We start from the raw sequence: 19533 nt of genomic DNA, 5'->3' as shown, positions 1-19533 counted from the left end.
ATTGAAACATGAACATGTCCGATGACATCCTCAAAGCTTTCAACGATCAGATCACCCTCGAACTCACTGCCGACATGACCTACCGCCAGTTGGCTATCGAGGCCGACGCACAGGATCTTTCCGGGATGGCTGCATGGCTACGCCATCAGGCTGACGAGGAGATCGTTCACGCCAACAAGTTCATTGATCACACCCTCGATCGCGGTAGCCATCCGCGTATCGGCACTATCGAGGCCCCTGAGGTTGAAGTCGGCCTCTCTGCGCTCGAGATCTTCCAGGCTGCTCTGGCCCACGAGGAAAAGGTGTCTGAGGCTATTCGCGAGCTCTACCGTGCCTGCACCTCAGCTGGTGATATCGACGCGATTCCGCTGTTGCAGTGGTTCATCAATGAGCAGATCGAGGAAGAGGCGACTGTTGACGAAATCGTCGGTCGCATTGAACTCATTGGGGACGACGGCCCGGGGTTGCTCCGTCTCGACGCTGAGCTTGGTTCCCGCAACGTGGAGTCCACCGAAAACGAAGGGTGACGTTAGACCTCTTTCGGGAAACGATATGCGCGGCCTGCGCCATGGTCGCTGTGCGGTTGTGGCGCGCGTAACGAACGGGAACCCGGTCCCGGTCACGGCTGCCAATATGAGGTGACAGGGATGCGGACGTTGTCGCTCTCAGCGTCTAGTGTGTGAGCCCGGGTGCACTGACTCCCATCCGCACGGCCCCCCAATCGAGAGGTTTTCATCCGTGAACTGGCTGCACGCCATCATCCTCGGCATAGTCGAGGGCATCACCGAGTTCCTGCCTGTTTCCAGCACCGGACATCTGCGTATCGTGGAGAAGCTGCTGGGGTACGACATCCAGGGTGCCGGGATCACTGCCTTCACCGCGATCATTCAGGTTGGTGCGATCATTGCCGCCATTCTGTATTTCTGGTCTGACATCGTGCGCATCGTCGTCGCATGGTGCAAGGGTCTGGCCCACAAAGAAGACCGTGACGACCCGGACTACACCCTCGGCTGGGGAATCATCCTGGGCTCGATTCCGGTGGGCGTCGTAGGGCTGGTATTCAAGGACGCCATCGAGACCACGCTGAGCTCTCTGTGGGTGGTTGCCATTGCTCTTATCCTCTGGAGCGGTGTGATGTGGTTGGGCGATCGTCAGTTGGGCCTCAACAGGGGCATGAAAGAGATTGGCATCGTCGACGCCATTGTTATCGGGTGTTTCCAGGCTCTGGCCCCGCTCTTTCCTGGTATCTCCCGTTCGGGTGCGACGATTTCTGCCGGTTTGTTCCGCAAGTTCGACCGTGCCACAGCCACCCGACTCTCATTCTTCATGGGCATTCCGGCGCTGGTTGCGGCCGGGATTTACGAGTCGGTCTCCGCCGCTAGTGACATTTCCATCGCTCAAGGTGGTGCTGTCGCGATCGGTTGGGGGCCGACGATTCTGGCGACCGTGGTCTCCCTCATCGTGGCCTACGTTTCCATCGCGTGGCTGCTGAAGTTCGTCTCGTCGAATAAGTTCACTGGGTTCATGTGGTACCGCGTCGTCGTGGGGCTCATCATAATTGGTCTGATTCTGTCCAACGTCGTCACCGCCTGACCTGAAATGCGACAAGCTTGGTGTGAGCAGGGAATGCCCCAGGTGGACCGTTTTAGTCTCCCGACTCGGCGTCCATGGAGCGGTTGAAGTCCTGCTTTATTGCGCGCCAACCATCAGCGTCGCGACCAGCGAACCAGTAGGCCGACGGGTGAATGCGGTCCCTGGGCAACCCACGTTCTAGCCGCAGGTGGCGGCGCATCGGACGGACCATGGCGGCCTCTCCGTGAACGAAGGCGTGGGTGTTCTGGGGAAGGTCTAGGCCTTGGACGGTGGCGACGATCCCGTCGGGGTCGCGAGGCGCCGTCACGACGGTGACGCGGTCGGTTAGGGGAAGGGGGTAATCGTGGTGGCTGTTGACGCGAACGATGGTCGCTCGGGCCGATATCGGTAGGGTGGCAAGGGTATTCGCGACCGCGGGGAGGGCCACCGCGTCGGCGACGGCGAGCAGGTGGCAGATGTCGTCGGGCGTCTGTCAGTGACCTCCCGGTCCACGAACCGCGACTTGATCTCCCGGCTGGACGGCCTGGGACCACTGGGTGCCGGGCCCACGATGGGCTTCGGTTCCGGACTCAGGGCCAAACCAGGACGTCAATGCCCCACGACCCATCCTCGAACCACCTGCGCCGGGTGTATGTGCGTAGAAACGGCAGTGCTGCATCGTCACGGACGGGTTGGCGCAAGTCAGAGCCATCAGATGGCAGGACGATTTTGACGTGCTCGTCGACCGAGGTGATGGATGGCATACCGCAAGGCTCGAAGTCGATCGAAATGACATGGGGGATGTCATGGCGGACCTCGCGGATCCGTGCGAGACATTGGGTTTTGGCCATGGGGGCCAGGTTACAGCAATTACGAAACGGTTGAGTTTTTAAATGGGCGGAGGTCCTTGCTGGGGGAGGGGTACCCGAGGGTCCGAAACAAGTCTCCTCAGGAGTTATCCACAGGGTTATCCACCAACTGGGGACAACTCACATGGATGTAATTTCAACCAATGTCGTTTCTGAATCCAGCTACCTGAGTCCCCATAGGGGCGGCGATGGCGCCGACTGAGGTGTGGTGCGAAAAATGTCAGCACAGCCGGGGAAAGGGCACTGGAGTGCCTGGCCGTGACGTTGGCTGACAAAAATCGCCGGGTATCAGAGCGGTGTTCGTCGGGAGTGGAAAAGGGGGTACGAGAGCAGGCGAGGCGTGAGGGGAAACCTCACGTAGGCGCTGATATGTTGCCGCCGGGTGGACAATAGACCGGCAGCGAACTCAGGAGGTCAGGCCAGTGACGGTTCCAGAACTTTTCGGAGACCCGGCTCAATGGCCTGACGACGACCTTATCGCGATTACGGGAGTGCTCAGTCCGCACCTAGTGTTGGCGGCCCTCCACGAAGGTGTCTTCCCTATGCCCATTACCGGCGATGAGGTGCCGCGGGAACTCCGAGGTGCGACGGCGTGGTGGTCTCCCATGCGCCGCGGCATCCTGCTACCCGGCCAGCTCAAGGTCGCCCGCAGCCTGCGCAAAACGACCAAACACCACACGACGTCCGTCGACCGCGCCTTTGATGAGGTCATCACGCGGTGTGCAGACCCGACGCGCCCCTATGCCTGGATTGGCGATCGGGTTATGGAAGTTTACCGGTACCTCCATGATCGCGGGTGGGCCCATTCAGTTGAGACGTGGAACGCGCAAGGCCGTCTGGTAGGAGGCCTCTACGGCGTTAGTGTTGGGGGATTTTTCAGTGGTGAGTCTATGTTTCACGACCCGGAGTATGGCCGTGATGCCTCCAAGACGGCTCTGATGAGGTTGGTCTGCGAACTTGGCCCTGGTCTCCTTGACGTGCAGTGGAGCACTCCACATTTGGCCAGACTTGGCGTCATCGATGTGGACCGCGCTGAGTACCTTGCCCTTCTTTCCGACGCCCTTGAGCGTCCGAGCCCACAGTGGACGAGTCTAGATGACCCAGCGTGGAATGGCGGTCACCTACTCGAGCGATTGCGAAAAATGACCAACTAGCGGAGTCGCGGTTTCGAAACTTGCAGTATGCACAGAGGTCGCGGAAACGATATATGGGCTCACAGCTGCGGCACAGAAAATTGCCGATAATCGTGACGCCATAACGCGATTCGTTCTGGTTGCAAGAGGTGGTCAGATGATGGCTCGAACGGCGATGATCGAACCGCTGTTGTCATCGTTCCCTCGAGTGACCATCCGGGTACCTTGCTGGAAATCTTGCAACATTTCACTTTCCGGAAAATTAATATGTCGAGAATTGCGTTCCGTCCTACGAAGGACCGCCTCGGTGGGTACTGCTTCTCTATCGATGCCATCGGCCACGTCGAGGACGAGAGGATAGCTGATGCGCTGAAAGGGTTGTATCGAAGCAGCCGAATGATGATCTTTCTTAGGTTCTATCAAAAGTGTCTTCACAAGGGGTTTTACCTCGCTAGAAGGACCTAGCGCGGTCCGTGCTTTCAGTGATGAGGACTATGTCGCGGCCGAGGAGTAGATTGCCCAGGTCGCTGGAAAATAATGACGGTCTCGCCTTCCCGGGAGTCGCGCACCTTACCACGGTTAGGTTGTCGGAACAAGGGTTTGGAGAATTCTGTAGAAGTCGGTCGTCAGGATGGTTTGTGTGTGACTCCCCGGTCCGTATCGTTGAACACATCAACCGAGCCCGTTCGGTTCCCCGGCGGGATTTGGTAGAAATCAAAACGAAGGGACATAAGAATGACGAACGACAAGACGCCTACGAACGCTACTATCGACGCTCTTTACGACCGCAGTGTTGTTGACCAGTCCGGTAACAAGATCGGCGAGATCGGTCAGGTTTACCTCGATGACGCCTCAGGCCAGCCGGCTTGGGTGACTGTCAAGACTGGGCTTTTCGGACGCAATGAGACCTTCGTCCCCTTCAAGGGCCTGGAGACCTCAGGCGACCAGATCCGCGCTCCCTACACCAAGGACAAGGTGAAGGATGCCCCGAACGTTGACCCCGACGGTCACCTCTCTGAGGACGAGACTGACGAGCTTTACCGTTACTACTCCGACACTTTCGCTTCGGACTCGAAGGCCGCCGATACAAACACGAACCAGGGTGTTGCTGGTCAGAAGGTTGCCGGCACCGAATCTGCCGCTGATACCAAGGCTCAGACCACGGCTGATCAGAAGTCCCCGGTCGCCGGGGATGGTTCGGTCGTCCGCCACGAGGAGCGCCTCAACGTGGGCAAGGAGCGAGTCGAGAGTGGACGCATGCGTATCCGCAAGCACGTCGTTCACGACACTGAGACCGTGGAGGTTCCGGTTGAGCGTGAGGAGATCCACGTCGAGCGCGTTCCCCTTGACGAAAAGGTCGCCGCTGACGATGCCAAGCTTTCCGAGGGCACCCAGGACATCGTGACCCATGAGGAGCGCCCGGTCGTCAATAAGGAGACTGTCGGCGTCGAGAAGATCAAGATTGGTAAGGAGGCCGTGCAGGACACCGAGACCGTGTCCGGCAAGGTTGCCAAGGAGCAGATCGACATCGATAACGCCAAGCACACCAAGTGATGCACTGACGACGGGTGAGGCCCAGATTCCTACGGCCTGGGCCTCTGTCTGCGTCGGGATGCCATTAGGCCGGTAGGATCGGTCACATGATCGATCCCAAGCTCCTGCGAACGGATCCGGACGCCGTTCGTCGCTCCCAGGCCGCCCGCGGCGAGGACTCCTCGGTTGTGGACGACGTTGTCGCCGCAGATGAGGCTCGTCGTGAGGCTATTGCTGCCCATGAGAACCTGCGTGCAGAACAGAAGGGACTCGGCAAGCGAATCGCTAAAGCATCCGGTGACGAGAAGGCGGAGTTGCTGTCCCGTACTAAGACGATTTCCGGTGAGGTTGCCGACCTCAAGAAAGCCGCGGACGAGGCAGATGCCAAGTTTACCGAGCTTGCCAAGACTCTCGGCAATATCGTTATTGACGGGGTTCCTGCTGGTGGTGAGGATGAAGGTGTCATCAAGGAAACCGTCGGAACTCCCCGCGATTTTGCCGCTGAAGGGTTCGAGCCTAAGGATCACCTCGAGATCGGTGAAGCCCTCGGCGCTATCGATATGGAGCGCGGCACAAAGATTTCTGGATCCCGGTTCTACGTCCTCACCGGCGTTGGCGCTCAGTTGGAATTCGCGCTGCTCAACCTAGCGATGTCTAAAGCGGCTCAGTGGGGATTCACCCCCATGATCCCGCCGGCCCTCGTCAAGCCGTCGGCTATGGAGGGTACCGGATTCCTCGGTCAAGCTGCCGATGACGTTTACTACTTACCCAAGGATGACCAGTACCTTGTCGGAACTTCCGAGGTGGCTCTAGCAGCTTTCCATTCTGACGAGATTCTCGACGATGCCGAGTTGCCCAAACGCTACGTCGCCTTTTCTCCATGCTACCGACGCGAGGCTGGCTCGTATGGCAAGGACACCCGCGGTATCTTTCGCGTTCATTGGTTTGACAAAGTCGAGATGTTCGTTTATTGCCTACCGCAGGAGGCTGAGGCCTGGCATGAGAAGTTGCTGAGTTTCGAGAAGGACTTCATTACCGCGCTACAAATCCCGTTCCAGGTGCTCGACGTTGCCTCCGGTGACTTGGGCCTGTCTGCTGCCCGCAAGTTCGATTGTTATGGCTGGCTGCCAACCCAGAACCGCTATCGTGAGATCACCTCGACGTCGAACTGCACTACCTTCCAGGCCCGGCGCCTGTCTATTCGCCATCGCGGACCTGACGGCGTTGAACCCCTGGCCACTCTCAATGGCACCTTATGCGCGATGACTCGCATCATCATCATGCTGTTGGAGAACCACCAGCAGGCTGATGGCTCGGTGCGCATACCCGAGGCACTGCGTCCTTATCTGGGTGGGCGTGAGTTCATTGAGCCTGTGAAGTGAACGACGACCCGTACTACCGGGAGCTGCCCGACGGCACGATTAAGCAGGTTAACCCGTTTACTGGAACGAAAGTGTGGACGGTTCCGGGCCGCGGTGCGCGGCCACTGGGTAAGCCAGCCGAGCAAACTCGGGAATTGGCCGACCATGACCGTCGTGCCGCGTGCGTGTTCTGTCCCGATAATTATTTGTCTACGCCGCCGGAGAAGACCCGGCTGGTGAAGCGGGCGGGCGGCCTGGTGCGCGGCCATGATCTCATCCGTTGCGTTCCGGCTGACCGACTCGACGCGACGGTGCCGGAGTTTCGACGCGTCCCCAATCTTTTCGAGATCCTGTCGTGGCGGTATTGGCAGCTCAACTGGGGGATGAGCTTGCCTCGGGCAGCGCGGGACTGGCAGGAGGAATACCTGTCTAACCCGTCAGGGGAGGCTCACGTGAGGTCGGTCCTTAACGCCAAGTTCAAGGCGGTGGGGTCAGACCGGCGCGCCGAGGACCTCGGTCCCCAAGAACTACGCGAGGCTTCCGCAGCCTTCTTTGCCGGCGGACATGACGTCATCGTCGCTCGTCGCCATTACACCGATGAGGGCACGACAACCGCCGACATTGCTGGATCGGCGAGTCTTTCCGTCAACGAGCATCGGGCGTTCATGGCGCTGACCGTCGATTCAATGGCTCAGCTGCATCGTCACAACGAACATGTGCGATATGTGGTGGTTTTCCAGAACTGGCTTAAGCCGGCTGGGGCTTCTTTCGATCACTTGCATAAGCAGGTGGTGGCAATTGACTAGGTCGGTGCCGATAATGAGTCGGTGCTGCCGAAGGCTGTCCTCGACCCGGGCATTTTTAATCGGTGGGGACCCGACTTTGCGGTAGAGCATGGTCTAGTGCTGGCCTGCAATGACGGCGCCGTCATGACGGTTGGATTCGGGCATCGCTACCCGTCGGTGGAGGTGTGGTCGACGAGCCGGGTTGATCAGCCCTGGCGGGTTGACGATGAGGGAATCGACGCCGTTTCAGATCTCCTGCATGCCGCGCACGTAGCCGTCAGCGACGATGTGCCTGCCAATGAGGAGTGGCATTACCGCCCGATGGGTACGGGAGTGCCGGTACCGTGGCGGATCATCCTTAAGCTGAGAACCTCGACCCTGGCCGGATTTGAGGGCGGGACGAAGATTTACGTCAATACCATCTCACCGACGACGTTGGCCGCCATGCTGTTGCCGAAGTTGTTTGAGGCGCGGGCAGCTGGGCGAATCGCGGCGATGAACTTGGGGGATGAATGCGAGATCCCCAGGGGAGTGCTAGCCGTGAGCCGGGAGAGGTGAGAGGTAGGCGTAGTTTAGTGCCCGAGCTCATACTCGATTGTGCATGGATCACTAGCACTGCGCGCAGTGATCATGGGACCCACATCGAGACCAGGTGGGGAAGTAGCTAGCCTGTGTTCATGGAACCCAGCCGGTCAACAATTACGGCACTTGAGGTGTTGGGTGCTTTGTCTGAGCACGTTGAGCCACAATATGCAAGTGCCTTGGCGCGGCGGCTGGGCATTCCGAGAACTACGACGTACCGAATACTTGCTGCGCTCGTGAGCGAGGGCTACGCCGTCCATGATTCAGAGTTGGGTAGGTATTCGCTTGGCCCAGCGGCCTACGAGTTGGCCGCTGCGTACCAACGGCAGGAGCCGTTGCGCCGCGTGAGTCTCCCGATTATCGACCATCTTGTGGACGAAACCCATTCGAGTATTCACCTTGCATTACTTCGAGGATCTGAAGTCATATACGTTGTGGAGCAGCGGGGCATTCATACCCCCTCACTCATAACTGAGGTCGGGGTTCGGCTCCCGGCTGAAATTACTGCGAGCGGGAGGGCGATGCTGTCCTGCCTGTCATGGACCCAGGTGGATGCGCTGTACCCGAGTTCGGCCGAATTGTCGGCTGGTCATTCAAATTCGCCGACGTCGACTACTGAGCTTCATGCGATGCTCGCTGAAACACGAAAACGCGGGTGGGCGCGCGAAATCGATTCGGTGACGGTCGGATGGTCGACTCTGGCTGTCCCAGTTGTAGATGTCTCGGGCTATCCGTTGGCTTCGCTTGCCACGACGTACAGAACGGCGCTTGAGAGCAGCCAGCTCGATCAGGCGCTCCTTGGCCATCTCTTCGCGGCTGCTCGAGCGATCCAGTATCGACTGGGTGCGCGCTGAGCTGCCGAAATTGATATAAAGATCACACTGTACAAGAAATTGCGTCAGATTTGTCACTAAATTGTGGCGGTGTTTCTCATCTGGAACTGACTATTTCTTATGTGAAACAGCTGACGGTGTCACAGTATTGCGTGCTTTCGATGCTGCTTAGTATCTTGCTTTTTGTAAGAGAACTGCTGAAAGCAATGAAGCCGGAAGCGCGATCGATAATGATGTGGAGTCAGAATGCTGTATCACTTGTCAGAAGAGCATGAAATGCTGCGCCAGTTTGTTCGAGAATTCGCTGAGTCGCAGCTTGCTCCCAACGCTGCAGAAGTCGACGATAAAGGAGTTTTTGCGCAGCAGCAGTATGATGCTCTCGTTGAGGCGGGTTTCGCGGCTCCTGGAATCCCAGAGCAGTATGGTGGCGACGGTGCGGATGCGATTGCGTCCGCAATAATCATGGAAGAGGTCGCTCGAGTCTGTGCGTCGTCGTCCACCGTCATATCGTCCAATGAGCTTGGTACCGTCCCCCTTCTCAAATACGGTAGCGAGGAGCAGAGGAAACGTTATCTTTCTGAAGTTGCGTCGGGTAAGGCGCTTTTCGGATATGCGCTCTCCGAGGCTGATGCTGGATCAGATCCAGCTGCACTAAAGTGTCGAGCCGACGAAGATGGGGACAGTTTCGTCCTGAACGGTGTCAAGGCTTGGGTCACGGAGGCTGGCGAGGCCAAGTACCTGGTGATATTTGCGGTTACTGACCCAGACGATCCGCGCCACAGAATCAGCGCGTTGATGGTCCATGCAGATGACCCGGGCATTAGCTACGGGGCTCCGGAGCACAAAATGGGGATACGCGGGTCAGTTACCAGGGAAGTGGTTTTCAAGAATACGCGTATCCCCAAGGAACGAGTAATTGGCCGTCGAGGGCACGGTCTGAGTGTTGCTTTGGGTACGCTTGACAACTCTCGTGTCTCGATTGCTGCTCAAGCAGTGGGAATTGCCCAGGGAGCTTTAGACATTGCCACGGATTACGTCCAGAAGCGCAAGCAGTTTGGCCAGCCACTATCCAATTTTGAGGGAATCCAATTCATGCTCGCAGACATGGCAATGCGTTTGGAGGCGGCGCGAGCGCTGACATACTCTGCAGCTGATCGTAGTGGGCGCCAGACTGACGATGTGAGTTACTTCGGCGCGGCGGCCAAATGTTTCGCTTCCGACACAGCGATGGCAGTGTGCACAGATGCAGTCCAGCTGCTCGGTGGCATCGGCTATTCCAAGGATTCTGCTGTCGAGCGGATGTTCCGAGACGCCAAGGTGACACAGATCTACGAGGGCACGAACCAGATCCAACGGATCGTTATCGCGCGTCAGCTGTTTAACCGGTCACGCTGACGTCTGTGTCCGGGATGAGTAAGAAAGGAACTTGATCGTGTCCAAAGGTGTGCTCGAGGGAGTCAAAGTTCTCGATCTCTCGCGTGTCCTGGCAGGCCCGTACTGCGGTGCTTTCCTTGCAGATCTAGGTGCTGATGTGGTCAAAGTCGAGGCACCGAATGGTGATGACGCGCGTCATTTGGGACCTTTCAAGGGCGAGGAGAGCGTATACTTCGCTGAATTGAACCATGGTAAACGGAGCGTCGTCCTGAATTTCAAAGATCCCAAGGACCATGAGCGTTTCATGAAGCTCGTTGAGCATGCAGACGTCGTGTTAGAAAACTTTCGACCTGGAGTCACGAAGCGTTTGGGAGTGGATGCGGAAAGTGTACATAAAACCAATCCGCGAATAATATACGCCAGCATTTCGGGTTTCGGTCAAGAGGGGCCGTTCCGAAATCGTCCCGCGTATGATCTCATTGTACAGGCGATGAGCGGAATCATGGCTGCCACGGGTCCTGAAGGAGGAAAGCCGACACGCGTTGGTGAATCACTGGGTGACGTCGTTTCAGGGATTTTCGCCGGATGGGCGATTTGTGCAGCACTGTATGAGCGTGAGCGTACTGGGGTCGGTCGTACTGTCGACGTTTCAATGTTCAATTCTTTGCTTGCGTTGCAGGTGACTAATCTGAGTCTCCTTCTTGCCGATGGAAAATTGCCGGGACGAATCGGAAATCGTCATCCGGTTTCGGTTCCATTCGACACCTACCCTGCTAAGGACGGACTGGTTGCCTTGGCAGTGGCAAACGATCGAATTTGGGCACGCTTGGCCGACCTCATGGGAAGGCCGGACCTTGGTGCCAACGATGCCTATCTCGGTGATATGAACCGCGCGAATAAACGACAAGAGCTCACGCAGTTGGTGTCCGGGTGGACGCAGACGATGACCGTTGCCGAACTGTTGCGGAAGACCGAGGAAGCAGGTGTCCCTGCTGCACCCATCTGGGATCTCAAAGAGGCGCTTGAAAGTGAGCATGTGGTTGCGCGCCATTCGCTCGGTCACTTCACACACCCGGAGCTCGGAAAGATGCCGTACCTACGATTTCCGGCGGACTTCGGGTGCGGCAATCTGGAGGTGTCCTCGGAGTCGTCGCCGCGTTTGGGTGAACAGACAGCAGGAGCCGTCGCCGCTGAATGGGGCCGATCGGCGAATGACGACAAATGAATGTCTGACGTGGAGTACGTGAAGTTCGCGGGAGTTCTGTCTGCCATCCGCTAAGTGACTGATGACCAAATCGGACCGATATTATGTGTCGGCCAGAAGGGAAAACCCATGACAATTGCTGTGGCATATAAAGTAGCCGCTAATCCGCAGGACGCACGTGTAGAACCAGATGGGAGGATCGATTGGTCCCGCGGGAAACTCGGCATCAGTGACTATGATCCGGCCGCGATTCAGGTTGCCAGAGAGGCGGCCGATGTTTCTGGTACCGAACTTGTGGGTGTCAGTGTTGGAACGGTCGCAGCGACTGCTGCCAAGGAGAAGAAAAACGTCTTGGCTCGTGGTCTGGATCGAGTTATGACCTTGGGGGACGACAAGACGAGTGAATGGTCGAGCGTCCAGGTTGCGGGCGCGCTCGCGGCTCTCATCCAACGAATCGGGGGTGTCACTTTAGTCGTTACTGGAGATGCGTCTGTTGACGAGGGTGCGCAATTGATGCCTGCACTTGTTGGAGCTCGCCTCGGACTTCCTACTTTCCTGGAAGTCACGCACGTCGAGCCTTCTGGAACGGGTTGGCAAATTACGCAAAACTACGACGGTGGTAGCCGTGTTGTCCGCACGGATGGTGCTGCGGTTATTGCCACCACTCCAGATGCGACGACTCCGAAAGCGCCGGGAATGAAGGACATTCTTAAGGCGGCGAAGAAGCCGATGGAGGATGTGAAGTGCTCCGAGTTGGATCTTTCGCGGGCAACGGTGAATGTTGTCTCGCGTGGGCCAGCTCCGGTGAAGGAGCGGAAGCATCAAGTGTTCAGTGGGGATGGTGCTGCTGCCCAACTTGTTGCTGCACTCCGTGATGCATCGGTCATTTGACAAGAATTAAACAGGCGTGAAAGGGAGTCTTGATGTCGACGAGTTGGATTGTCACTGCGCAGCCAAACATTTCTCATATGCTGGAGTTGACTGGCCAGAGAGGTGACAGCACGGTCGTAGTGGCTGTTGGTGTGGCTGCCGATCGTTTTTCCGGGGCCGATCGCGTTGTTCAGATTGAACTTCCGGCAGCGGTGCCGGTCGAGGCGGTGGCTGGATTCGCGGCGGAACAGGTCGCAGCTGAGCCCGGCGATGTGGTCCTTGCTGGCACTTCTTCTGCGGACCGTGTTCTTGCAGCTGCGGTGGCTGTCCAGCTTGACGCACCCATTTATCGTGGTCTGCAAGAGCTGGAAGCTGGCAAGGCTACTGTGCTGCAGTTGGGTGGTGTGTTGGAGCAGACGCTCTCGCTTTCCACGCCGATCGTGTTCGTGTGCGAACCTGGGGGGCCATCTGAGGGACCATGCCCTGAGCTGACGCAGGTGAGCGCAACCGTAGATGGGGCCACCGTGGTCTCCAGTGACAAGGCTGGTAGCCAGGCCACGAATCTGGCTGCTGCGAAACGCATTGTTGCTTGTGGACGCGGTTTTCGTGAGGAGGCAGACCTTCATATTGCGCATGACTTGGCTGCACAGTTAGGTGCGGAGCTCGCGTGTTCGCGTCCTCTAGCTGAAGGGGTGAGCTGGTTTGAGAAGAAACTCTACGTAGGAATCTCCGGAGCACAGGTTTCACCTGAGCTCTACATTGCGGTGGGAATTTCTGGCCAGCTGCAGCATGTTGTCGGCATGAATAAGTCCCAGACTGTCGTCGCTATCAATTCGGATTCAGATGCGCCTATTTTTGAGCAGGCTGATTATGGAATTGTCGGAGACCTCTATGCAGTTCTTCCCGAGCTGACAAAGGCATTGGCGCGATGACTGGGATCGCAGAACTGTTGCGGGGTGTGGGCTCCCAGCCTTCGGAGACACCGCCGCCGTTGTGGGATGTCCCGGGCGTTGAGCCTGATTTCGATGTCATTGTCGTCGGGGGTGGTGTGGCTGGTGCCGTCGCGGCGTACGAGCTAGCTGGTGAGGGGCACGAAGTACTCCTTGTCGAGCGTGGCCGAGAACCTGGAAGCAAAAATCTCTCAGGAGGTGTTCTTTACTGTCGGGTCCTTGAGGAGATATTTCCGAACTTCCTTCGAGATGCTCCGGTCGAGCGCAAGATCACTCGCAACCAACTGATGTTTCTGAATAGGGATTCGTCTGTTGCAGTTGATTATCGAGATGCGCGACTCGTGGACCCCGTTAACGCTGTTACCGTCCTCCGGGCGAAACTTGATCCGTGGCTGTCGGAAAAATGCGAGGAAGCTGGCGTCACTGTGATGTCAGGTGTTCGCGTTGACTCGTTGATCGAGCGTGATGGGCAGTTCGTCGGGGTTCGAGCTGGTGACGATGAGTTGTATTCGCGTGTGGTCATTGCTGCCGACGGTGTGAATTCATTTCTGAGTCGTGACGCTGGGCTCCGTGGACCGGAGCCTAAGAACAATCTTGCCGTCGGCGTGAAGTCGGTAATTGGCCTTGACCCGAAAGTCATCGAAGAACGGTTCCAAGTTAAGAACGGCGAGGGGGCAGCGTACGCGGTTGTCGGTGACTGCACGAAAGGTGTTGGGGGAGGTGGGTTCCTTTACACGAATATTGACAGCGTGTCAGCCGGGATCGTCCTAAGGTTGGATGATTTAGAAAGGAGTGGGGAGTCAAGCTCGCAGCTGCACGACCACTTCTTGACGCACCCGGTTGTTGCGCCACTCCTTGCTGGTGGCGAGCTGCTGGAATACGGCTGTCATCTTGTAGCTGAAGGTGGTGCCAGTATGCAGCACGACCTGGTTGCGCCAGGGCTCTTGATCGTCGGCGACGCTGCCGGCTTTACGCTGAACACTGGGTTTACGGTACGGGGGATGGACCTCGCTGCAGGTTCCGCCCTCGCCGCTGCGAAATCGGTTGATCTAGCCTTGCGTAACCATGATGTCGGTCATGGGACTCTGGATGGTTATATCTCCACTTGCAATGAAAGTTTCGTGGGTCGCGACATGAATACTTATCGGAACGCCCCGGCATTCCTGGAATCTCCAGAAATGTACGACGATGTCGGTCAGCTCGCGGCGGATGTGATGTATAAGATTTATGGTCTCGATATGACCCCTCGAAAACACTTACTTCCGACGGTAGCCTCTGCGGTGAGGTCATCGAACCTGAGTTTTTCCCAGATCGCCTCAATCGGGTTCAGAGCAATGAGGGCATTGTGATGACAGCAAAAAGTGATGGTTTCGGGTCTGTAGCCTGTCGTCTTGCAAAAAATCATTATGACGTGGATGAGGATAACAGCCACATTCATGTTAACCAAGACATTGCGCGCGGAACAGGTACGGGAAAGCTATTGGTGCGAGTGTGTCCGGCGCACGTGTATTCAGAGGAGTCCGATGGCACTATTTCCGTGGAGTACGCAGCGTGTCTGGAGTGTGGCACTTGTCTGGCGGTTGCTGCGCCAGGCTCGCTTGAATGGCACTATCCCGCAGGTGCAATGGGTATCTCGTTCAGAGAAGGATGAAGTCCTTGTGGGCGACTGTAAAGCGACATGGCCGTCGCTCGGTAGGAGGAATTGTGGTGTCCGCGCCAAATAGTGCTCAGGATGAAATTCGTCATGGAAATACGGCTCCAACCGCTTCTGGGGCTGGTCGCGGTGTTGAGAAGCGAACGATTGATATGGTTCCTGACGGCGAAAGGCACGGCACTCCGAAGAGTCAGTTCACACTGTGGTTCGGAGTGAATATGCAGATTACGGCTGTCGTGAATGGTGCTTTGGCGATTGTTTTCGGGGCCGATGTTGTATGGGCGATAATTGGCCTTTTTATTGGGCAAGTCATCGGCGGCGCTGTTATGGCGCTCCATTCCGCTCAGGGGCCCGCGCTGGGGCTCCCACAAATGATCAGTTCGCGGGCACAGTTTGGCGTTTATGGTGCTGCGCTTCCGCTGTTTCTCGTACTGCTTCTCTACTTTGGCTTCGCTGCTACTGGAACTGTCTTGGCTGGACAAGCTATCAACAATGCATTTGGTGTCCAGTCCAGGTGGATCGGAATACTGGTTTTTGCAGCTCTGACGGCAATTATTGCCATGTTTGGGTATGACCTAATCCACAAGCTGGGGAAGGTGTCATCGACAATTGGCCTCCTGGGGCTGCTTTATGTCGCGGTTCGTCTGTTCCAAGTGAGTTCCTTTGGGCCGCAGCTGACCGATGTGCACTTCTCGGTGGTGCCTTTCCTCCTGTCGATTGCTTTAGCGGCAGGATGGCAGTTGACTTACGCACCGTATGCCAGTGATTACTCACGCTATCTTCCCCGTGACACGAAGTTTGGGAGTGCGTGGTTCGGTCCCTTCGCGGGATCAGTACTTGGAGCTACGATTTCGATGACGCTGGGTGTGTTCATTGCTGCTGCTGGTGGTCAAGCTTTCATTGGCGATCAGGTTGGGTTTATGGGGAACCTTGCCCAGAATCGTGTTTTGGCGATCTTGGTTTTCATCTCCATTGTGATTGGCAAGCTGACCATCAACACCTTGAATGCGTATGGCGGAGTCATGGCGTTGTCGACAGCTCTTTCGGGTTTCACCGGTAAGAGTAGTGTCTCTCCGAAGACTCGTTTCGGTTTCGTGATTGGTTTCAATGTTGTGGTTGTCCTGACGGCGCTCGCGGCGTCGTCGGATTTTCTGCAAGTTTTCAAGTCTTTCATCTTGACTCTGCTGATGTTTTTCCTGCCATGGTCGGCGATCAACTTGCTGAACTATTACCTTATATGTCGTGGCTGTATTGACATTCCTGCGCTGTACACTCCGAGGGGCCGTTATGGCAAGCTCCACTGGCCGACCATTGTTGTTTATTTGCTAGGCGTGGTTGTGCAGATTCCGTTCATCTCTCAGGCCTTTTATGTGGGGCCGGTCGCCGCAGCGATGGGTGGAGCGGACATCTCGTGGCTCGTGGGCCTTGTTGTTACAGCGTTGGTATATTTTCCGCTTGGCAGACGAGCGTTTGATTACCCCTTGGAGATAGTCTATCCGAAGGATGTGGAGCTGGATCCAAGCATTGTTTCTCGGTAGGTTGGTGATTTTGCTGTGGTTGTTCCTGGAGAACACCCGTATGCGAGTCATTTGCTTGGGGGAATGTAAATGGTCGTGGTCCACAGGCTTGTGGGACCACGACCATTGTTAGTTGTGAGAGGAACCTTGCGTTGTTTCCTGAGGCTGTCAGGCTCCCGTTCCTGTTGCTGGGAGGGCCTTCGCGTGGATCAGTGCGGGGGCCGCGATGCGGGTGTGATGAGACCCGAGGTTGTGGCGGTCCGTTGTCCGGCTGATCGGCGTGGTGGTTGTGGCCCCGTGGGTTGGGGTTGGGGTCGGTGTTGGAGTGGGCGTTGGTGTCGGTGTCGGAGTGGGCGTTGGTGTCGGTGTCGGAGCCGGTGTCGGTGTCGGTGTCGGTGTCGGAGCCGGTGTCGGAGCCGGTGTCGGAGCCGGTGTCGGTGTCGGTGTCGGTGTCGGTGTCGGCGTAGGAGTCGGGGTCGGCGTAGGAGTCGGGGTCGGCGTAGGAGTCGGGGTCGGCGTAGGAGTCGGCTCGGGGGTGCAGGCCTTCTGCACGAGTCCGTCCAGGGTTGGTAGTTCAGCCTTGAGTTGCTTGTAGACTGCTATGGCTTCCTGGGTGTTGCGGATGTCGACGATTTGCCGGGCGATGTCCTTGACGAGCTTGGCGGTGTTGAACGCCAGTAGCGGCTCCTTGGCCAGGCGCTTGACGATATGCGGTGCAAGGCTGATGGCAATGGACTTGTCTATTCCAGCCCTGACCAGGTGAGTGACGATGCGTGCACTCAGGATCGGAGAGCTGATAATCGCGGTCGCGACAGCGGCGTCGAAGGCGCGGCCGATGACGTGCTCGATGGCTGCCTTCTGGAGATGGACGCCCCTTCGGATGAGAAGAGCTGCTTGGGCGGCGATCTCAGCTTTGATGAGTTCGAACTTCGCGATGGGCCCGAGGGCGGGGTTCAGTGCGGTGGCGACGATCGCCACGGCGGTGGCTCGTGCCAGGTGCTTGTCGATACCAGCAGCGACGAGGTTTGCGATGACCGCGTTCTTGAACGCGGCTGATCCTAGTGCGTTGGGGATGATCGACGCGCCTAGGATGGCCTTGAAGCTGAGGTCGATGGCTGCAGCTGCGTGTTGGACCGCAGCGTCTGCTACGAGGCCCAGCTGGGAAGCGACGAGGACCTTCAGTCGGTGATGGTTGATGGTAAGGGTACCCTCTGCTGCCATTTCGGCGGCGATACGGGGGGCCAGGGCGGCTGCGTCGGCTGCGCTGAGTCCAGCCTTGACGAGTGCTCCGACGATCGCGCCGCGCAGTTTCAGGTCGTTGATGATGGCTTTGCGGCAGTCCTCGCTGATCTTTGTCGTGGCGCGGGGGCTGAAGGCAGCTGACTGGGTTATGGAGCTGTTCCCGTTAGAAGCAGCATTCGCGGGGAGGGGGGTGATAGCTGATAGTGAGCCGATTAAGGCAGTTGCTGTCACAGCTGCCACAGTGATTCTTGTTCGACGCATCGTTTCTCCTAGGGGTTGGAAACTTGGTGATAGCTAACCTGCGGTTAACAAGCTGAAATGCTACCACTAAGACAGCTCGCCTTTTTCGCATATGTCGATTACCGACACGAACAAAAATAATCACACTAAAACCCACACGGCTGCTTTTATTGCATAGGTGTACGAATTACATGCGCGTACTTTGAACGTGGTGATAAGCATCCAGTCAGCGATACTGATGGAGCCTACTTGCGACGTATCTCACACGGGTGAGGACGCGTGAGCTGCGCAGGCCTTTGATGCCGGTGGACGTGAGTGTTGATCTCGTATGCTCGACGGTCAGCTCTGCAATGTGGGTATGTTCGCCCAGGTGATAGGCATGGTGGCCGGTCGAATCGAGCACAGTGAGTGTGATGATCGTGATTTCGTCGTCAGTTCCCGCTGGGTTGCGCGCCTATCAGCCGTGTTGTGGTCTGCACGTTTTCGCCTAGGTTCGCCAGCGCCTCAATGAGTGCGTCGCTGGTGGCGTGCAGTTCCTCGTCGGTAACTGGGGCGAGGGCGTCGAGGATGAACAACGCCGTCCGAGTGGTATCGGTGAGGCCGGTGCGTCGACCCTGCCGCCAATTCCACCGCCGGCACGTCACCCCGGCGTCGTCGCACCAGATGACCTCACCGATTTCAGGGTGCTCGATCACGGCCTCTCCGTTCGCGGTCGTGTCGAACGATTCTTGTCCCGTGGCACGGATCAGACGTGCCGGGCCGTTGTAGCGATGAAGGTCCTCGCCGCCGAGGGGAATCTGGTGCAGCACCGAGATCGCGTTGTAGACGTCAGTAAGCGCGTTCACCCGCGGTAGACCTTTCTCGGCGCGGCGGGTGAGGGCTTCGAGACAGTTGCGCGTGCGCTGTGGCTTCGCCCCGAAGCCCCGAAATGCCTCCCGCCACGAGGCGATATGCGCAAGCTCATTCACTGGCGAATCTGCCAGGAGATTACGCGCGTGGGCCTCCGCCTGAGCGATGAGTGTGTCGACCATGTTGTTGCCCTCTCCGGATGCAGGCGGGGTGAGGCCGTCGACCACGAGCAGCAGGGCTCGGTAGTCTGGGCGCAGTTCGAATACGGCCTCGTCCACTGTGCAGGCGTCGAGGAAGGTCTCGGGAGTCATGGGTTCAGGCATCGGGGTTTCCTTTCAGTGTGCGGTTCCCACGTCCGGCTCGAACACCGTCAGTGAGAACCGGGCAGAATTATCGGTTGAGTTTATGTAGGCATGGGCGGCGTCGCCGTAGAACGACAACGCATCGCCGGGTGCAAGGTCGTAGCGGTTTCCGTCGACCTCGACTATGACTGTCCCCTCCTGCACGTGCAGGAGTTCTCGGGTGCCGTCGCTGTGCGCTTCGCTGTCGTGACGCTCACCGGGCGCGAGCGTCCAGTCCCACAGTTCGACCACATCCGGCGGCTCCGTGCCCGCGACCAGCATGCCCTTGCCGCCTGCTTCGCCAGTCCAGAGGGCAGCGCCCTGCCCATTACGGGTGAGTTTCGGGGTGCGCGAAGCCGGGGGTTCCACGAGGGCTGGGAGCCCGACGCCGAGCGCGTCCGAGAGTCGTAGCAGGGTGCCTACGCGTGGATTCACTGCGCCCTGCTCGACGTTTACGAGCACGCGGCGGCTCACCCCGGCGTAGCTGGCGAGCTGATCGAGCGTCCATCTCCGGGTCATGCGCTGTTGCTTGACCCGTGCGCCGATCGCATGTGCCAATGGCTCTGCGCCCGTGTCCATACAGTGCATGATAATGCACTTTGTGGGCAGCGCAGTTATTCCGGT

The 19533-nt window shown here is 57.7% G+C and carries 20 protein-coding genes and 2 pseudogenes; 16 read left to right on the top strand and 6 right to left on the bottom strand.

Going from position 1 to position 19533, the window contains the following annotated elements:
• The first annotated feature begins 8 nt into the window (after nucleotides 1-8).
• Both CPA42_RS11815 and CPA42_RS11810 read left to right on the top strand, forming a co-directional pair.
• Nucleotides 9-527 carry a ferritin gene (locus CPA42_RS11815; protein WP_002516445.1) on the top strand — a complete coding sequence of 173 codons (519 nt, stop codon included), beginning with the start codon at nucleotides 9-11 and terminating at the stop codon, nucleotides 525-527.
• 211 nt (nucleotides 528-738) lie between these two features.
• Entirely contained in the window at nucleotides 739-1593 is an 855-nt protein-coding gene (locus CPA42_RS11810; RefSeq protein WP_002516473.1) for an undecaprenyl-diphosphate phosphatase, read from the top strand.
• Between the two features lie 52 nt (nucleotides 1594-1645).
• Here the strand turns inward: CPA42_RS11810 and CPA42_RS11805 are convergent, their stop codons facing one another.
• Genes CPA42_RS11805 through CPA42_RS11795 form a run of 3 tightly spaced genes read right to left on the bottom strand, consistent with a single transcriptional unit; the run spans nucleotide 1646 to nucleotide 2423 of the window.
• Nucleotides 1646-2020, bottom strand: coding sequence for a siderophore-interacting protein (locus CPA42_RS11805; RefSeq protein WP_002516463.1), 375 nt, complete (start codon nucleotides 2018-2020; stop codon nucleotides 1646-1648).
• A 45-nt stretch (nucleotides 2021-2065) separates the two neighbouring features.
• Nucleotides 2066-2200: a hypothetical protein gene (locus CPA42_RS11800; protein WP_002516443.1), complete on the bottom strand. Its 135-nt coding sequence runs from the start codon at nucleotides 2198-2200 to the stop codon at nucleotides 2066-2068.
• Nucleotides 2163-2423, bottom strand: a complete 261-nt coding sequence (locus CPA42_RS11795) for a hypothetical protein (RefSeq protein ID WP_002518495.1) — start codon at nucleotides 2421-2423, stop codon at nucleotides 2163-2165. The genes CPA42_RS11800 and CPA42_RS11795 overlap by 38 nt, the downstream gene beginning before the upstream one ends.
• Nucleotides 2424-2863: 440 nt before the next feature.
• On the opposite strand from CPA42_RS11795, the gene aat reads away from it, so the two are divergent.
• From aat to CPA42_RS11730, 14 genes and pseudogenes are all read left to right on the top strand, one after another.
• Entirely contained in the window at nucleotides 2864-3595 is a 732-nt protein-coding gene (gene aat / locus CPA42_RS11790; RefSeq protein WP_002518494.1) for a leucyl/phenylalanyl-tRNA--protein transferase, read from the top strand.
• Nucleotides 3596-3623: 28 nt separating this feature from the next.
• Nucleotides 3624-3935, top strand: a pseudogene (locus CPA42_RS13450) (hypothetical protein); the annotation flags it as partial.
• Nucleotides 3842-4039 (top strand): hypothetical protein, encoded by a 198-nt coding sequence (locus CPA42_RS13325; protein WP_002516368.1) that lies wholly within the window; start codon nucleotides 3842-3844, stop codon nucleotides 4037-4039. The pseudogene CPA42_RS13450 and the gene CPA42_RS13325, both read left to right, overlap by 94 nt.
• Before the next feature lie 270 nt (nucleotides 4040-4309).
• On the top strand, nucleotides 4310-5128 hold the full coding sequence (locus tag CPA42_RS11780; RefSeq protein WP_002516363.1) for a DUF2382 domain-containing protein: 819 nt from the start codon (nucleotides 4310-4312) through the stop codon (nucleotides 5126-5128).
• 86 nt (nucleotides 5129-5214) lie between these two features.
• Nucleotides 5215-6489 (top strand): serine--tRNA ligase, encoded by a 1275-nt coding sequence (gene serS / locus CPA42_RS11775; RefSeq protein ID WP_002516187.1) that lies wholly within the window; start codon nucleotides 5215-5217, stop codon nucleotides 6487-6489.
• A pseudogene (locus tag CPA42_RS11770) lies at nucleotides 6486-7811 on the top strand (DUF4921 family protein). The gene serS and the pseudogene CPA42_RS11770 overlap by 4 nt, the downstream one beginning before the upstream one ends.
• A gap of 119 nt (nucleotides 7812-7930) precedes the next feature.
• Nucleotides 7931-8689 carry an IclR family transcriptional regulator gene (locus tag CPA42_RS11765; protein WP_002519730.1) on the top strand — a complete coding sequence of 253 codons (759 nt, stop codon included), beginning with the start codon at nucleotides 7931-7933 and terminating at the stop codon, nucleotides 8687-8689.
• Between the two features lie 225 nt (nucleotides 8690-8914).
• Nucleotides 8915-10063, top strand: a complete 1149-nt coding sequence (locus CPA42_RS11760) for an acyl-CoA dehydrogenase family protein (protein ID WP_002516183.1) — start codon at nucleotides 8915-8917, stop codon at nucleotides 10061-10063.
• 37 nt (nucleotides 10064-10100) lie between these two features.
• On the top strand, nucleotides 10101-11267 hold the full coding sequence (locus tag CPA42_RS11755) for a CaiB/BaiF CoA transferase family protein (RefSeq protein WP_002516351.1): 1167 nt from the start codon (nucleotides 10101-10103) through the stop codon (nucleotides 11265-11267).
• 108 nt (nucleotides 11268-11375) lie between these two features.
• Nucleotides 11376-12137 (top strand): electron transfer flavoprotein subunit beta/FixA family protein, encoded by a 762-nt coding sequence (locus tag CPA42_RS11750; RefSeq protein WP_002516253.1) that lies wholly within the window; start codon nucleotides 11376-11378, stop codon nucleotides 12135-12137.
• A gap of 77 nt (nucleotides 12138-12214) precedes the next feature.
• On the top strand, nucleotides 12215-13048 hold the full coding sequence (locus tag CPA42_RS11745; RefSeq protein ID WP_002519729.1) for an electron transfer flavoprotein subunit alpha/FixB family protein: 834 nt from the start codon (nucleotides 12215-12217) through the stop codon (nucleotides 13046-13048).
• Nucleotides 13045-14415 carry an FAD-dependent oxidoreductase gene (locus CPA42_RS11740; RefSeq protein ID WP_002516338.1) on the top strand — a complete coding sequence of 457 codons (1371 nt, stop codon included), beginning with the start codon at nucleotides 13045-13047 and terminating at the stop codon, nucleotides 14413-14415. The genes CPA42_RS11745 and CPA42_RS11740 overlap by 4 nt, the downstream gene beginning before the upstream one ends.
• On the top strand, nucleotides 14415-14717 hold the full coding sequence (locus CPA42_RS11735) for a ferredoxin family protein (protein WP_002524518.1): 303 nt from the start codon (nucleotides 14415-14417) through the stop codon (nucleotides 14715-14717). Before CPA42_RS11740 ends, CPA42_RS11735 begins: the two co-directional genes overlap by 1 nt.
• 53 nt (nucleotides 14718-14770) lie before the next feature.
• Complete coding sequence (locus CPA42_RS11730; RefSeq protein ID WP_002516340.1) at nucleotides 14771-16258, top strand: purine-cytosine permease family protein; 1488 nt, start codon at nucleotides 14771-14773, stop codon at nucleotides 16256-16258.
• A gap of 147 nt (nucleotides 16259-16405) precedes the next feature.
• Here CPA42_RS11730 and CPA42_RS11725 read toward each other — a convergent pair whose 3' ends face one another.
• The 3 genes from CPA42_RS11725 to CPA42_RS11715 form a co-directional block, all read right to left on the bottom strand.
• Nucleotides 16406-17740: a hypothetical protein gene (locus CPA42_RS11725; protein ID WP_024513522.1), complete on the bottom strand. Its 1335-nt coding sequence runs from the start codon at nucleotides 17738-17740 to the stop codon at nucleotides 16406-16408.
• 410 nt (nucleotides 17741-18150) lie between these two features.
• Nucleotides 18151-18879 carry a B3/B4 domain-containing protein gene (locus CPA42_RS11720; protein ID WP_002519561.1) on the bottom strand — a complete coding sequence of 243 codons (729 nt, stop codon included), beginning with the start codon at nucleotides 18877-18879 and terminating at the stop codon, nucleotides 18151-18153.
• A gap of 24 nt (nucleotides 18880-18903) precedes the next feature.
• The gene (locus tag CPA42_RS11715) at nucleotides 18904-19488 is read right to left on the bottom strand and encodes a helix-turn-helix domain-containing protein (protein ID WP_002519560.1); all 585 of its coding nucleotides are present in this window, start codon (nucleotides 19486-19488) and stop codon (nucleotides 18904-18906) included.
• Nucleotides 19489-19533: the final 45 nt, after the last annotated feature.

The sequence above is a fragment of the Cutibacterium acnes genome, from assembly GCF_003030305.1.
In the GTDB taxonomy this organism is placed as follows: domain Bacteria; phylum Actinomycetota; class Actinomycetes; order Propionibacteriales; family Propionibacteriaceae; genus Cutibacterium; species Cutibacterium acnes.
Note: the sequence above shows the minus strand (reverse complement) of the source record. Positions and strands in the feature narration are given on the sequence as shown.